General features: G+C 39.7%; 12 protein-coding genes. 10 read left to right on the top strand and 2 right to left on the bottom strand.

The genetic code is table 11. The features are described from left to right. Positions 1 to 140 precede the first annotated feature (140 nt). Genes kduI through kduD form a run of 3 tightly spaced genes read left to right on the top strand, consistent with a single transcriptional unit; the run spans position 141 to position 2565 of the window. Positions 141 to 971: a 5-dehydro-4-deoxy-D-glucuronate isomerase gene (gene kduI / locus ACFSTH_RS15275; RefSeq protein ID WP_377769402.1), complete on the top strand. Its 831-nt coding sequence runs from the start codon at positions 141 to 143 to the stop codon at positions 969 to 971. A 35-nt stretch (positions 972 to 1006) separates the two neighbouring features. Continuing rightward, positions 1007 to 1801, top strand: coding sequence for a DeoR/GlpR family DNA-binding transcription regulator (locus tag ACFSTH_RS15270; RefSeq protein WP_377769401.1), 795 nt, complete (start codon positions 1007 to 1009; stop codon positions 1799 to 1801). An 8-nt stretch (positions 1802 to 1809) separates the two neighbouring features. Further along, positions 1810 to 2565, top strand: coding sequence for a 2-dehydro-3-deoxy-D-gluconate 5-dehydrogenase KduD (kduD, locus tag ACFSTH_RS15265; RefSeq protein WP_377769400.1), 756 nt, complete (start codon positions 1810 to 1812; stop codon positions 2563 to 2565). Between the two features lie 278 nt (positions 2566 to 2843). Here the strand turns inward: kduD and ACFSTH_RS15260 are convergent, their stop codons facing one another. Continuing rightward, positions 2844 to 3608 (bottom strand): DUF817 domain-containing protein, encoded by a 765-nt coding sequence (locus ACFSTH_RS15260; protein ID WP_377769506.1) that lies wholly within the window; start codon positions 3606 to 3608, stop codon positions 2844 to 2846. A gap of 159 nt (positions 3609 to 3767) precedes the next feature. Between ACFSTH_RS15260 and ACFSTH_RS15255 the strand changes: the two genes are divergently transcribed. The 4 genes from ACFSTH_RS15255 (at position 3768) to ACFSTH_RS15240 (ending at position 7461) form a co-directional block, all read left to right on the top strand. Beyond that, positions 3768 to 4790: an ABC transporter ATP-binding protein gene (locus tag ACFSTH_RS15255; RefSeq protein ID WP_377769399.1), complete on the top strand. Its 1023-nt coding sequence runs from the start codon at positions 3768 to 3770 to the stop codon at positions 4788 to 4790. Next, entirely contained in the window at positions 4787 to 5590 is an 804-nt protein-coding gene (locus tag ACFSTH_RS15250; RefSeq protein ID WP_377769398.1) for an ABC transporter permease, read from the top strand. The genes ACFSTH_RS15255 and ACFSTH_RS15250 overlap by 4 nt, the downstream gene beginning before the upstream one ends. 6 nt (positions 5591 to 5596) lie before the next feature. Next, positions 5597 to 6379, top strand: a complete 783-nt coding sequence (locus tag ACFSTH_RS15245) for an ABC transporter permease (RefSeq protein WP_377769397.1) — start codon at positions 5597 to 5599, stop codon at positions 6377 to 6379. A gap of 119 nt (positions 6380 to 6498) precedes the next feature. Further along, complete coding sequence (locus ACFSTH_RS15240; RefSeq protein WP_377769396.1) at positions 6499 to 7461, top strand: aldolase catalytic domain-containing protein; 963 nt, start codon at positions 6499 to 6501, stop codon at positions 7459 to 7461. 99 nt (positions 7462 to 7560) lie between these two features. Here the strand turns inward: ACFSTH_RS15240 and ACFSTH_RS15235 are convergent, their stop codons facing one another. Then, entirely contained in the window at positions 7561 to 8946 is a 1386-nt protein-coding gene (locus tag ACFSTH_RS15235) for a Glu/Leu/Phe/Val family dehydrogenase (protein WP_377769395.1), read from the bottom strand. 622 nt (positions 8947 to 9568) lie between these two features. Between ACFSTH_RS15235 and pheS the strand changes: the two genes are divergently transcribed. The 3 genes from pheS (at position 9569) to ACFSTH_RS15220 (ending at position 15618) form a co-directional block, all read left to right on the top strand. After that, complete coding sequence (gene pheS / locus ACFSTH_RS15230) at positions 9569 to 10603, top strand: phenylalanine--tRNA ligase subunit alpha (protein WP_377769394.1); 1035 nt, start codon at positions 9569 to 9571, stop codon at positions 10601 to 10603. Between the two features lie 24 nt (positions 10604 to 10627). Further along, a complete protein-coding gene (gene pheT / locus ACFSTH_RS15225; RefSeq protein WP_377769393.1) occupies positions 10628 to 13081 on the top strand; it encodes a phenylalanine--tRNA ligase subunit beta in 2454 nt (817 codons plus the stop codon). Positions 13082 to 13221: 140 nt separating this feature from the next. Beyond that, positions 13222 to 15618: a hypothetical protein gene (locus ACFSTH_RS15220; protein WP_377769392.1), complete on the top strand. Its 2397-nt coding sequence runs from the start codon at positions 13222 to 13224 to the stop codon at positions 15616 to 15618. The last annotated feature ends 385 nt before the right edge of the window (positions 15619 to 16003 follow it).

Raw genomic sequence — 16003 nt, 5'->3', positions numbered from 1 at the left:
TGTTAAAAGTAATTGAAACATCTGTAAATAGTAGTGTTAATGTTCGGAAATGTGTGTTATAGTTAATAACGAACAATAACAAACCGAATGTGTTGTTTTTCGAACGGAAAACGCACGATTATGAGGAGGATATTTAAACAATGGATATTCGTCACACAACTAACCCAACAGATGTTAAGCAGTATGATACAGGACGTTTACGTGAAGAGTTTTTGAAGGAAGAAGTATTTATTGCAGACGAGCTAAGTATGACTTATACGCATTATGACCGAATGATCGTAGGTGGCGCTTACCCTGTGAGCAAAGAAATTGCACTTGATGCTGGTGATGCACTTCGTACAGAATACTTCCTAGAGCGCCGCGAAATTGGATTTTTGAATATTGGTGGTCCAGCAGTAATTACTGTTGAAGGTGTAGTTTATGAATTGAACCGCCTTGACGTACTATATGTAGGTAAAGGTAAGCGCAATGTACAACTAGCAAGTGCTGATAAAGCTAACCCAGCTAAACTATATTTCTGTTCAGCATTAGCTCATCGTGAATTTGAAACTCGTAAAATGACAATGGAAGAAGCGAATCCTAACCATCTTGGATCGCAAGAAACTTCTAATGAGCGTATGTTGTACAAATATATTCATGCAGACGGTATTCAAAGCTGTCAATTGATGCTTGGAGTTACAAGCCTACAAGTTGGTAGTGTTTGGAACACTATGCCATCACACGTACATGATCGTCGAATGGAAGCTTATCTATACTTCGATATGCAAGAAGAAACAAGAGTGTTTCATATGATGGGAGAGCCAAGTGAAACAAGACATTTGGTTGTAGCGAATGAGCAAGCTATTATTTCACCACCATGGTCGATTCACTCTGGTGTAGGTACGAGCAATTATACATTCTGTTGGACAATGGCTGGTGAAAATTACACTTTTACTGATATGGATGTAGTACCAGCAAGCGGATTGAAGTAAAATAGAGGAAACGAGATTGGTTTAGGAGGAGAACTATGCTAGCAGCAGAACGTCATCGAACAATTGTAGACCTGTTAGAACGTGATGGTGCAGTAAAAGTATCCGAGCTAAGCAGCCAGTTTCAAGTTACCGAGAAAACAATTCGCGAAGATTTGGAGAAGCTAGAGGAAAAAGGCCTCTTGAGAAGAATTCATGGTGGTGCTGTCCTTATGCAAGAAGGGGAAGATAGTATTCTTCCTTTACAAATTCCGAATAGCCGTAAAAGTCAAGAGAAGCAAGCTATCGCTTCTCTTGCTTTGGATTGCATTGAAGAAAATGATATCATTGCACTCGATGCCGGCAGCTCTACACTTGAACTTGCTAAGCTGCTGCCGAATGCGCCGATTACTGTACTAACGAACGATTTGCTTATTATTCGTGAATTAGCGATGAAAGAGCAAGTACGGCTAGTTGTGCCGGGCGGATACAGACAAAATAATTTGCTAATTGGGGAAGAATCGCTCGATTGGATTGCCAAATTAAATGTGCATAAAGTTTTTTTGTCAACTACTGGTATTCATTTGGAGTACGGGTTAACGATATTTACCGAGAAATTATTGAAATTAAAGCAGATATATATACAAAATGCCAAACATGTCTATTGTTTAGCTGATCATAGTAAGTTCGATAAAGGGGCACTTATTACTTATGCTTCACTGAGCGAAGTAGATATGATATTTACAGATGCTAATATTGCGGATGATGTGGCAATGAAATACGAGCAAAGCGGTGTGAAGCTCTGTAGAGCACCACTTAAAGGTAACAATAAGCGATCGCGAGGAAAGGTGTGAACTATCGAATGAATTTATTCGATTTGTCTGGAAAAACAGCAATTGTAACCGGAGCAGGTAGAGGTCTTGGAGCGGCAATCGCTATCGGACTTGCAGAGGCGGGTGCGGATATAGCACTTGTCACAAATAGTACACCAGCTGATGAAACAGCGGAGCAAATTGCGAAACTTGGTCGTAAGTCTATTACGATTACCGCAGATCTAGGTAACACAGATAACTTGCCTTCTGTTATAGAGCAAACATTGTCTAGTTTAGGTCGCATTGATGTACTAGTGAATAATGCTGGTATTATTCGTCGTACGCCAGCAGCAGAGCATAGCTATGCAGATTGGCAAGCGGTGTTGGATGTAAACTTGCATGCTGTATTCGTACTTAGTCAGCTAGCAGGGCAACATATGATCTCGCAAGGATCAGGGAAAATTATTAACATTGCTTCGATGCTTTCTTTCCAAGGTGGTATTAATGTTCCAGGTTATACTGCAAGTAAACATGCAGTTGCTGGTCTTACGAAAGCAATGGCTAATGAGTGGGCAAGTAAAGGTTTGCAAGTAAACGCTATTGCTCCTGGTTATATGAGTACAGATAATACGGAAGCACTTCGTAATGATGCTGTTCGTAGTAAACAAATACTAGAGCGTATTCCAGCAGGTAGATGGGGAGAATCTGAAGATCTAGTAGGTCCAGCAATCTTCCTCGCATCGACTGCTTCTGACTATATGAACGGTCATATATTGGCAGTAGATGGTGGTTGGTTAGTACGTTAATATTCGGTCATATAATTTAATCTAACATCTATGCCTTATATAAAAAATCTCGCCTTCCTTTCTATCTAAAAGGAAACGAGATTTTTTGGCATGCAATAAAAAGTTATTGCTTATTCTACAATGATATGGTATATTATCAATCCGTTTCGTTTTTCAAATGGCATTCACTTCTAGAGTATCTTCTATTTCATTCTTCATGAGAAATTCACTCGTCTACTTTCAAGCAACAAACTTCAATCCTTGTTTACGGTTACAAAGTGTAACTTGTGTAACTGTATCTAAGTATGTTTTTTCGTTTGTTTCGCTTTTATTACTTTTAATTGGGCAACGATGATGACGCTAATGATAGCTAATAGAAACCAAGAACTTAACTTCCCAAGCCCGACCATTCTCCAAACATCTTGTTGATTAGGGTAATTCCATGCGTCCAAAAATGTAGCTATATTTTCTGCTAACCAAACAAAAAAACCTACTAATAAAAAAGCAATTGTCAGTGGCATCGTGTATGTGGTGTTTCTAACAGTATAATATATTTTTGTTCGCAAAAATACGATAAATACTGCCGCAGTGAGCCACCAGCGGAAATCGACAATGAAATGGTGGGTAAAGAAATTAAAGTAAATAGCAGCCCCAAGCGTGATGGCAAGGAAGGGATGTGGCCACCCAGTTAAGTCCATCTTTAGTCTACGCCAAACTTGACACATAAAGCTGGCAACACTTGCGTACATAAATCCACTATATAGTGGAACTCCACCGATTTTACTATAAGCAAATTCCGGATAACTCCAAGATCCCATATGCACTTTGTAAAGCTCCATCGCTAGACCAATGAGATGAAACATACAGATGACTTTTAACTCATCGATAGATTCTAGCCCGCTTTTTACCATTGCTACCTGCACCAGCAATAAAACGAGCAATATAAAGTCATAACGAGCTAAAAAGGGGATCTCTACCCATTTGGAAATGGCTAGTGTTGCAAAGATAATGACTGGAAATAAACAGCTCATCGCTTGATGATAACCAAAATGTAGCAGTTGAATAAACCGATGTTTCCATTTGTTTGGCAAAGAATGAGGTGAAATTTGTTTTTGGGTTGCCAAGCAATCAACTTCTTTCTATGTAACGTTTCGTTACATCATTACTATTTATATGGAAAGCTATCGTTATTTTAACATAAGCAATGAAAAGGAGGAAAGATAATGCAGGAAATTATTAGATTGGAAAGTATAAGCAAAACGTACCGAATAGCAGAACGGAAGGAAACGATGTCAGCGGCGCTACAAGCATTGTTTAAAAGAAAGTATACGTATGTCGAAGCATTAAAAGAAGTATCTATCTCGATGTATGAAGGAGAAATCGTTGGTTATATCGGTCCTAATGGTGCAGGAAAGTCAACGACGATCAAAATAATGAGTGGTATTTTAGTGCCTGATCAAGGAGTTTGTCAGGTGCTTGGTATGACGCCGTGGCAGGACCGTGTGCAATATGTGCAGCATATTGGTGTCGTCTTTGGACAGCGCTCTCAACTATGGTGGGATGTACCCGTTCTCGATTCATTCGAATTGCTTCGCCATATATATAAAATTCCGTCACAGGAATACAGACATACGCTCACGATGCTGAGTGAGAAATTAGAACTGACGTCATTGTTACAACGTCCCGTGCGGCAGCTAAGCTTGGGGCAAAGAATGCGCTGTGAAATAGCAGCCTCACTGTTGCACCATCCCAAAATACTGTTTTTGGATGAACCAACCATTGGGCTTGATGCAGAAAGTAAGTTAGCGGTAAGGAGTTTTATTAAACAAATCAATCAAGAAACAGGTGTAACGGTCTTACTGACTACGCATGATATGAGTGATATTGAAGCATTAACTAGTCGGATTATTATGATTGGTAGTGGTCAAAAACTTTACGACGGCTCGCTGACACAGTTGCGTCATCAGTATGATTCGTTAAGTCAAGTAACAGTGAAATTTGCTCCTACTAGCTCAAACTCAGCGCTTGAACGAGAATTATTCCTCTCTACGTTTCATCAGCACGATAAATTCACATGTGTCAGTTGGACCAATACGGAAGCGGTATTTCGATTTGATCCAGCAGCAGCTACGTTAACGGAGTTAGTAACAGATCTCTCTGTGCATGTTGATGTGGCTAATATTGCTGTACATACGACACCGGTAGAAGAACTTATTTTGAAATTATACAAGGAGTATAAAGTATGAAAGTTTATTTGGCAGTATGGCGGATGAATTTTATGAATGGTTTACAATATCGCGCTGCTGCTGTGGCGGGATTATTGACGCAAATTTTTTTTGGTTTTGTATTTATAATGGTCTACGCTGCTTTTTATAAAAGCTCCTCTGCAAAGCAGCCGATGAATTGGCAACAAGTAGTTAGCTACGTTTGGCTTACTCAAATATTTTTGTCGCTGATCGTATTTTGGGTGAGAAACATGCAGTTGTTTCAGTTAATTACGGATGGCAATTTAGCTTATGAATTGACGAGACCAGTTGCTATTTATCCACTTTGGTATATGCGTTTGCTCGGTGAAAGGATGATTAATGCACTGTTACGTAGTGTGCTTATTATACCAATTGTATTATTTTTGCCAGAGAAATATCGGTTACAAATGCCGGATTCTACAACTCATTTTCTCTTGTTTATAGTTGCTTTGACGATTAGTACGTTGTTAGTCGTTGCTATATCCATGTATATTTATATTTCTGTGTTTTGGACGATGAATCCGACCGGCTCGATGTTAATTATTGCGATTATAGCTGAATTTCTCGCTGGACTTATTATTCCGGTTCCGTTAATGCCATCGTGGCTACAACAGCTCACTTATTTATTACCATTTCGTTTTACCGCCGATTTTCCGTTTCGAATTTATTCTGGTCACATTGGTATTCCGGAAGCGCTGATAGGAGTCGGTATTCAATTGTTATGGTTGGTGTTCATTGTAATTACAGGCTATTGGCTGATGAAGAAAGCATTACGACAAGTGGTTATACAGGGAGGATAATAGGCGATGGGACTCTTTTTAAAATATATGGCGATTCATCTCAAAGCTCAATTAGAGTATAGAACATCATTACTATTACTTTTAATTGGGCAGCTTTTTGTGCCGTTGTCAGTCTTTGCCGGAGTTTATTTCATGTTTGAACGATTTGGTAGTTTGCAAGGATGGACTTTTTTGGAAGTGGCGCTATGTTATGCGATTATGCACATGGCTTACTCTTTGGGCGAGTTTATCTTTCGTGGCTTCGACACGTTTTCATCTTTAGTGGTCAGTGGTAATTTTGACCGATTACTGGTTAGACCTCGTCATTCGCTTATTCAAGTACTCGGCTCCAAAATAGATTATTCTAGAATTGGTCGATTGCTGCAAGGTGTTATTATTTTTATTGTAGTACTGTATCAGTTACCTATTGCTTTTTCGTTAGAAAAAGTGTTAGTACTTATATTTATGATTGTCGGCGGAATCGTTATTTTCGGGTCTATTTTTATATTGCAGGCAACACTATGCTTTTGGACAGTTCAATCGTTGGAAGTTGCAAATATATTTACAGATGGCAGTAGAGAGTTAGTACAGTATCCACTACATATTTATGAGAAATGGGTGCGGATTTTTTATACTTTTGTTATTCCATTTGGAGCCGTTGGCTACTATCCGCTGCTCTTTTTACTTGATAAACAATCGGTGTCTTTGCTTGCTGCATTAAGTTTACCGTGGACAGCGCTTTTATTTTTAATGGTCAGTTTGTTGTTTTGGCGTTTTGGTGTTCGGTATTATCGTTCAACTGGCTCCTAAAATATTGCTTTTTGCTTTGCGTTTATAGGCAATTTCAAGTATGATGGAATACAAGCTAAAATAGTAGTCAAGTGTTGAGAGTTGGACTAAATTTTGTTCTAGTTGAAGGGGTATGTTGGATGACAGCAAACAAGAAACATTGCAAAATTGTCGATTGTACAATTCGCGATGGTGGGTTAGTTAATAATTGGGATTTTAGCGTAGAATTTGTACAGCATTTGTATAACAGTTTGAATGAAGCTGGAGTAGACTATATGGAGATCGGCTATAAAAACTCTCCTAAGTTACTACAAGGGGCAGAAGCTGCTGGCCCATGGCGCTTTTTGGACGATGATTTTTTGAAAGAAGTTATTCCGCAAAAAGGACACACCAAACTATCAGCATTAGTTGATATTGGTCGAGTGGACGAAAATGATATTTTGCCACGTAGCGAAAGTATGCTAGATTTGATTCGTGTTGCTTGCTACATACAAGATGTGGATAAAGCGCTTGAACTAGTGAAAACATTCCATGATCGAGGATATGAAACGACGATTAATATTATGGCTCTATCCAATGTGATGGAAAACCAACTGTTGGATGCATTTAAAACTATTGCAGAGAGTACGGTAGACGTTGTATATATCGTTGATTCATACGGTAGTTTAAAACCAAGCGATATGACTTATTTAGTAAATAAATTCCGTGAACATTTGCCTAATAAACGATTAGGTGTACATGCTCATAATAATATGCAGTTGGCTTTTGCTAACACTCTTATTGCAGCTGAAGGCGGAGTAGAATTGCTGGATGCATCGGTATATGGTATGGGACGAGCAGCTGGAAATTGTAATACGGAACTGATCGTTGCAGAGCTGCCAAGTACGAAGTATACGGTACGTCCAGTACTGGATATGATTGAAAAGTATATGATTCCATTGCGTGAGAAAGAAGAATGGGGTTATTTAATTCCTTATATGATTACTGGTATATTAGATGAGCATCCACGTTCGGCAATGGCACTTCGTAATTCTGCGGATAAAGATAAAGCTGTACAATTTTATGATCGCTTAACAACACCGGAAGTTGTCGTTAAACCTTAAGTCAGTATTATAAAGAATAAAAAAGACTGCTTTGCTGTAGCGAAGGATATCGTCGTATATCCTCACTACGCAAGTAGTCTTTTTTGCGTCTAACACAATCTAAAATAATTTTCCTTGACGATAAAGTGCAGTAGATAGTTTCATCATCGCATGAATGTAGCAATTTTGTCGTAACGGTTGAGAGTTGGCGAAAAACAGTGGCAAAACACTATTCATTGTTTGTTCCATTTTATTAAAAAGCTGATCGTAAACTTGCTCTTCGCTATAAAATTGCGTCTCTCGTCCTTGAAGCCATTCGAAATAAGAAACTATTACGCCTCCAGCGTTAGCTAATATATCAGGTATAACAACGATTCCTTTATCCGAAAGCACTTGATCTGCTTCACCAGTAATCGGTGCATTCGCACCTTCTACAATAAGCTTAGCTTGGACTCGCTCGACATTATCTTGGCGCAATTGGTCTTGGAGCGCTACTAAAAATAACACATCAACATCCAAATAAAGAACAGCTTCACGATCTAATATTTCAGCTGTTATACCTAGCGCTTCCAGTTGTTCAGCTTCAGTAGGTAAGTCACCACGATTAGCATCAGCAAAAGCAATTAGCTTCGGAATCGGTAGACCATCAGCACAATATAAAGTTACATTTCGGTCACTGACAGCAACTACTTGTCCATTAATATGTGAGCAATTGTAAGCTTCGAGTGCAGCAGCAGCTCCAACATTACCAAAGCCTTGAAAAGCTAAAGACAAAGGTCGTGGACGATTCGATATATCTAACAACGTTTGAGCGTATACTTGTGTACTTTGTTTTATTTGTTCATGTTCCCTCACGAGAAAGTCATGTAACAGATAGCGGAAAGTGAAATAAACGCCTCTGCCGGTCGCTTCTTTTCGCCCAAGTGATCCTCCGTTTACAATGCTTTTTCCTGTGAAGCTGCCGAGATATGCCTTTCCTGGATTAATGCTTTTGTATTCAGCCATCATCCAATCCATTTCTCTTTCGCCGCTACCAAGGTCAGGTGCGGGAATATCTTTATCAGGCCCTAATATATCGTTGAAATTTTGCACATATTTTTTGCAAATTAGATTCAGTTCTTTTTCTGTATAATCCCGAGGATTAATATTGATACCGCCTTTTCCACCACCAAAAGGTACTTCGTGTAGGGCGTTTTTCAGTGTCATAAGTGCTGCTAAATTAATAGTTTCTGCTTCGTTCACATGCTCATGAAATCGAATGCCGCCTTTGTACGGACCAAGTGTATCATTGTGTTGCACGCGGTATGCTGGTATACGCTGTACCGTACCATTTTGCAACGGAATTCGTAAAAAAGCTTTGTGTACTTTGTTTGGGGTAGATAAAATAGCCGCAATCGATTGAAAAACTTGCTCGCGATGTTGATCGGTTACAGTCGGTAAATAAGTAATATCCCCCATTAGAGATTGCAAGGATTGTTGAATAATTATGTCTGTTTGGCTAGCCATAAGCTGAATTTCCTCCTTCATTAATACGTGCATACTCTATTTTTTGTACTACACAGTAAACCAATGAATGCTAAAGCTTACCATTTGAGTATATCACAGTTTTCAGTTTATTATCGAGTGCAAGAAACTAATACTAACTATCAAGATCCGGTAAAAGTAAATGATACGAAAGCAACGCTAATTCAGTTTAGTTAGTAGGTTAGTGAGCAAATTTCAATGAAAAGCAGAGTAATAGTTGCATCAAACGGACTTATTGCTTATAATTGTACTGATTGCAAAGTTGGAAATTGCTATGATGGAGATAAGTAAACAGTATCGATCTTACAGGGAGAAGTTGCCGTAGACTGCAAGCGACTTTATGAAGCCGAATTGTTGAAATTCACTCTGGAGCAGATGCCTGAATAGCTAGCTCAGTGCGAGATGTAACTATGTTGCTATTGCGAAGCTAGAGTAGGGTAGTCCGGTTGCCCACCGTTAAAGGGGTCTGAAGAGGTTAATGTTAATAGCTCTTATTTGTAGAGCGTTATTTAATCTAAATTAGGGTGGTAACACGGTCCTTCGTCCCTGGCTGACGGAAGGGCTTTTTTTGTTGTCAAGTATGATGTCGATGGAGGCGAAAGAGATGAAAGAAAGATTAGTGCAACTGAAAGAAGAAGCATTGCAGCAGTTGCAAGACGTATCTAATCCACAAACGCTGAATGACCTACGGGTAAAATATTTGGGTAAAAAAGGTGCGTTAACAGAAGTATTAAGAGGAATGGGCAGTTTGTCTGCGGAGGAAAGACCGCAAGTTGGTGAAGTGGCGAATCAAGTGCGAACGGCTATTGAATCGATTATTGCTAGTAAGCAAGCTGCATTTGTGGCAGAAGAAACGAATCGTAGATTGCAAGCAGAGACGATTGATGTGACGTTACCTGGTAAGGCGCTGGCGACTGGAGCAATTCATCCCCTGCACAAAGTGGCGGAAGAGATTGAAGATATTTTCATAGGCTTAGGCTATTCGATTGCAGAAGGTCCGGAAGTAGAAACGGATTTTTACAACTTTGAAGCACTTAATTTGCCGAAAAACCATCCGGCTCGTGATATGCAAGATTCTTTTTATATAACAGATGAAATATTGATGCGTACACAAACGTCCCCTGTACAAATTCGTACGATGCAAGCGAGTAATGGGGAAACACCGATTAGAGTTATTTGTCCAGGTAAAGTGTATCGTCGAGATGATGATGATGCTACGCACTCCTTCCAATTTCACCAAATTGAAGGACTTGTTATTGGGAAAAATATTCGGATGAGTGACTTAAAAGGAACGTTACTACAGTTTGCACAGCAAATGTTTGGCGCAGATACGAAGATTCGTTTGCGTCCTAGTTTCTTCCCATTTACAGAGCCAAGTGCTGAAGTAGATGTTAGTTGTGCGCAATGTCATGGCAGTGGATGTAGAATGTGTAAGCATACCGGTTGGATTGAAATTTTGGGCTGTGGTATGGTTCATCCTCGTGTACTAGAAATGGGTGGCTACGATGCGAAGCAAGTGAGTGGTTTTGCCTTTGGTATGGGGATTGAAAGAATTGCACTCTTAAAGTATGGCATTGATGATATTCGCCATTTCTATACGAATGATTTACGCTTTTTGAAACAGTTTGCCAAAATGTGATCGTAAAGGGAGGACAGAGTAACGATGAAAGTTTCTTATAATTGGTTAGGGCAATATGTAAATCTTAATCAAATGTCCGCTGCTAAGTTAGCAGAATTGATGACTAGCGGTGGTATTGAAATAGATATAATTGAGCAATTGAATAAAGGAATTACTGGCGTTGTTATTGGTTACGTCGAGTCTATTGCAAAGCATCCAGATGCGGATAAATTAAATGTTTGTCAAGTTGATGTTGGACAAGCAGAAAAACTGCAAATTGTATGTGGAGCAGCTAACGTAGCAGCCGGTCAAAAAGTGCCTGTTGCTGTAGTTGGTGCAAAATTACCTGGCGATTTTAAAATTAAACGTGCCAAATTGCGTGGAGTAGAATCACAAGGAATGATTTGCTCTGCCAAAGAGTTAGGTATTAATGATAAATTGTTACCGAAGGAACAGCAAGAAGGAATATTAGTATTGCCGGAGCATGCTGATATTGGTACGCCTATTATAGAATGGTTAGATTTGGACGACGAAGTATTAGAATTAGATTTAACTCCGAATCGTTCCGATTGTTTAAGTATGCTTGGAGTAGCTTATGAAGTGGCAGCTTTAACAGAGCAGCAAGTGCAATTGCCAGAGCTGAATGTTCAAGAAAGTGCTGTACAGGCAAAAGAACACATCGCTGTAAAAATAGCAGCTGCTGAGCAATGTACCCATTATAGTGCTCGTTATATTACGAATATTCAAATTGCCCAATCGCCACAATGGTTGCAAAATCGTCTACTAGCAGCCGGTATTCGTCCGATTAATAACGTAGTTGACGTGACCAATTTTGTTATGCTGGAGTATGGACAACCGTTGCACGCTTTTGATGCAGCCAAAATAGCAAATGGAAACATAACAGTACGTTTAGCTGAACAAGGCGAACAGCTAGTGACGTTAGACAACCAAGAACGTAAGCTAGAAGCGCATATGCTCGTTATCGCAGATGACGAAGGTGCGATTGGCTTAGCTGGTGTCATGGGTGGAGCTAGTTCAGAAGTAACAAATACTACGATGAGTATTATACTTGAATCTGCGAAGTTTGCTGGAGATGTCGTTCGAAAAACATCTCGTCAGTTGGGGCTACGTTCTGAAGCAAGTGCTAGATTTGAAAAAGGATCGGATCGTAATTATGTATTGCCGGCGTTAGATCGTGCAGCTGCATTGATTGCAGAGTTAACGGGTGGAGAAGTTGCTAGTGGCGTAGTGGAAGATCGTGTAAGTGAGCAAGCGGATACCGTTATTGCGCTTGATGTTGATCGTATTAACCGCTATTTGGGAACAACATTGGTAGGCGAGCAAGTAGCAGCTATATTTACACGTTTAGGATTTTCCTATGAACACAATCGTGAGCTTAATCAAGGTACATTCCAAGTGACTGTCCCATCACGACGGGGTGACATAACGCGAGAAGTTGATTTGATTGAAGAAGTTGCCCGAATTTATGGCTATGATCTTATTCCGACAACACCAATTTATGGGGAAGTTATACCGGGTGCGTTGACGAAAGAACAAGTGATTCGTCGAGAGTTGCGTCGACGTTTAGCTAGTGCTGGTATGTACGAGGTTATCGGTTATTCTCTTACTGCACCGGATAAAGCAACATTATTCCCTCAACTAGCGGAAGCGGTAGAGCCGATTAAATTAGCGATGCCGATGAGTGAAGAGCGCAGTGTACTTCGAACGACTTTGGCTGCACAGTTAATAGATATTGCAACACATAACCGTAATCGTAAAAATGATTCGTTGGCGTTTTTTGAGATCGGAAGTGTCTATCATACGAATGAAGTGAAATTGACAAAACTGCCGAATGAAAAGCATCGATTTGCTGCCTTAATTACTGGTCAAAAGCAACAGGAGCAATGGAATGTGAAAGCTCAGTCGGTTGATTTTTATGATGCAAAAGGAATTACGGAGACGATATTTGAAGTGCTTGGTGTAACAGAGTATATGACATATGCTGCTGCGCAGCCAGAAAACTTCCATCCAGGTAGAACGGCAGCCATTTATATGCAGTTGGCAGACGGTAGCGAGCAAGTTATCGGTTATGTGGGACAATTGCATCCGTCCTTGCAGTTGGCGGCAGATTTGGCGGATACGTATGTGGTAGAATTAGCGTTAGAACCATTATATGCTAGAGCTGATGCTGAAATTGAGTATATACCTCTACCACGTTACCCAGCGATTGAACGAGATATTGCGCTTGTTGTAGATGAGACGATTGCAGCGGCACAGTTATTAGCTGTAGCAAGAGCAGCAGCAGGTGAATTGTTAGAGTCGGCTCGTATATTTGATGTGTATACTGGCGATAAGCTTGGTGCAGGGAAAAAGAGTGTTGCAGTGGCATTAATTTACAGACATAGCGAACGAACGTTGACAGATGAAGAAGTTACCGAGCGACATCAACATGTAGTGGAACAGCTAGAGCAAACTTTTGCTGCACAATTAAGAAAATAAGCAGGAAACAGGCAAAGCCGTATCGAAATAATCCTAGTGGACTTTGATGCGGCTTTTTGATTTTGTAATTCATACCCAAATAATATAGAAAAAAATGCAATCAAAGTCAATGACTGTAATTGACGGAGGGAATACTAGATATGGAATCGGATCAAATTGTTGTTACCGTTGATATATATGGCATGCAGTATAAATTAAAAGGTCACACGAATGGTGACTACATGAAGCAAATTGCTAGTTCCATCGATGATTCGATGAGAAAATTGGCAAAAAATTTTCCATCACTTGATATGCATAAATTAGCTGTTTTATCAGCTGTTCAAGTAACGGAGGAAGTTTTTCGCATTCGCAAAGAAAATGCTCGTTTGTATCGCGAAGAAGAAAAATTACTAGAGGCAACGCAATTGTTAGAGTATGAACGACAAGAAATGAGTCAGTTGCGTCAAATGCTACAAGAAGTAACGACGAAGTCGGCGGAGCAATTGCTAGAGAAAGAAAAGGAAATTCGAGCCGAATTAGAACCTAATCTAGAGCGTGTACAACAGCGACTAGATGAAGTGCTAAAACAATTGGAACAGCAGGAGAAACAATATACAACGACACTTGCTCAATTAAAAGAACAAGCGGCAAATGAGCAACAATTGTTACAACAACAATTAGAGGGAAATTATACGAGTAAGTTGCAGCAAGAACAACAACAGTATAATAAACAATTGCATCAAAATCAGCAAAGCTATACGCACAAGTTAGAACAAGTGCAAAAAGAATATGATCAACAAATGGACGAATTGAATAAAGTTGCACTGCAAGAAAAACAAAGCTTGGAGTTACAATTAGCGGATACGATAAAACAGTTAGAAACGATGAAAGAATCGTTACAAGCAGAGTTGTTATCCGAAAGAGGGATATGGGAACAGCGATTAGAAGAGAATACTGCACAAATGCAGTTGCAACAAGAAAAAGAAATTGATGCGTTACAAGTAGAGTTCCTTCAGCAAGAAGAGGAAAGCAAACAAACATTTGAAGCAACTATTCAACGTTTGCACAAACAACATGAAACATCGACTATTATGTTGAAAGCGGAACGAGAGTCAGTAGTGGCAGAATTGCACGGTGAGCTTCAGACACTACAAGAGCAGGCGACGATACAACAAGCAGAGTACGAAGCGAACACAGCAACGTTACAACAACAACATCAGGAAACAGTGGAGCTGTTAGAGTTACGTCTTTTGGAGTTGGAAGAGCAATTAGAACAACAAAAAAATCATAGTAATATGGAATTGGATAAGGAACGGAAGTACGCATCAGAAACTGTTTCTGAACTTCAAATTACGCATGCTGGCAATATAGCTAGATTAGAAGGAGAGCATGAAGCAAGACTGCAACAATTGTTGCAACGTCAAGAGCAGCAGCTCCAGCAAACATGGATAGCCGAGCGAGAACAATTAATCGAGAACTGGTCAGAGAGTGAGCAGCAGTACGAACAAAAGATTACTCAAGTAGCTGAACAGTTGGAACTGTGCAATACTCACTTAGTTGCGGAGGCAGAAGAAAAGCAGTTTTTGCAATTACAGGTCGAAGAACAAGCCGAGCAACAACAATTGGTAGATAAGCAATATAAAGAACAATTGCAACAACTGCAACTAAGCAAAGAAACAAAGGAACAGGAAATACAGCAACTACGGGCAAAGCAACAGACGATAGAGCGCGAAGTACAGCAACTGCAAAATAATTCGAAAGCTTTGCAACTCGAATTCGATCAAGCGATGGAATTGATAGGTGAAATGGAATCGCAACAAGCGACATTAACTGAGCAATATACGTTAGAAAGTAAACAATTAGAAAATAAATGCCAGCAGTTAGAAGCAATTTTGCAACAATCAGAAAAAATGGCGCTAAAGGAAAAAGAACAATTTCATACGAATAGAGTGGCGCTAGAGGAAGAAAAATCAAAATTGTTAGAGCAGGTACAACAACTTAAGCAGCAGCGAAATACGGATCAACAACGCATAGAAAAGCTCCAGTTAAAAGTTACTAAGGATGAGGATGATCTACTAGTCGCACTGCAACAAGTGGAGCAGTTGGAACAAGAAATACAACAAATGAAACAACAGATGGATTTGATGGCAAAATCGTTAGTAGAAGCACAGCAACGGGCGGATCAATTGCAAGACCAATTGCAGGAGAGTACGGAACGAGCAAATGATGTAGAACGTAAATTTGCTAACGTGTCGGAGCAGTTAGAAGCAGGAGAACAATGGCTAGCTCAAGCTAAAGAACAAGGAAAACAATTTGAGCAGCAACTGGCGCAGTATGAACAGCGTGAGCAAGAACTAATGGAAACGTTAGAAATAACAGCAGCGCGCGAACGAATTGCTCTAAGTCAATTGGAAGTTGCTGCTGGATCGACTAGTGAGCATGAACATCAACAGCAACAATTCAAACAATTAGAACTAGAGCATGAGAAATTAAAAACAGAATATGAAAAATTGCAGCATGAATACAATGAGTGGTTGGAATTAATTGAACATAGTTAATTTAAAAAAGGGCTGTTCAGTCAGTGAAAGGTTCTACTGAACGCCCCAACAGAGCTCCTAGAAATGCAAGTTTTGTACGATTTATCGTATAAACGGTCATGGAAGCCGCTAGAACTGCCAGCTTTGTACGATTTATCGTATAAACGGTCATGGAAAGCCGCTAGAACTGCCAGCTTTGTACGATTTATCATATGAAAGGTCATAGAAAGCCGCTAGAACTGCCAGTTTTGTACGATTTATCGTATAAAGGTCATAGAAAGCAGTAAAGTCCATATAATTGTGTAAAATGCATCTGGAAGAAAATAAGAAGAGCCATGATGAATTATTTCCTTTAGAATGAAGTTGTCGAGACGACATTCAATGGAGGGATTCATCATGACTCAAT

The organism is Paenibacillus yanchengensis, from assembly GCF_042684845.1.
Classification (GTDB): Bacteria; Bacillota; Bacilli; order Paenibacillales; family Paenibacillaceae; genus Pristimantibacillus; species Pristimantibacillus yanchengensis.
The sequence above is the reverse complement of the archived record's forward strand: the minus strand, read 5'-3'. Positions and strand labels throughout refer to the sequence as shown.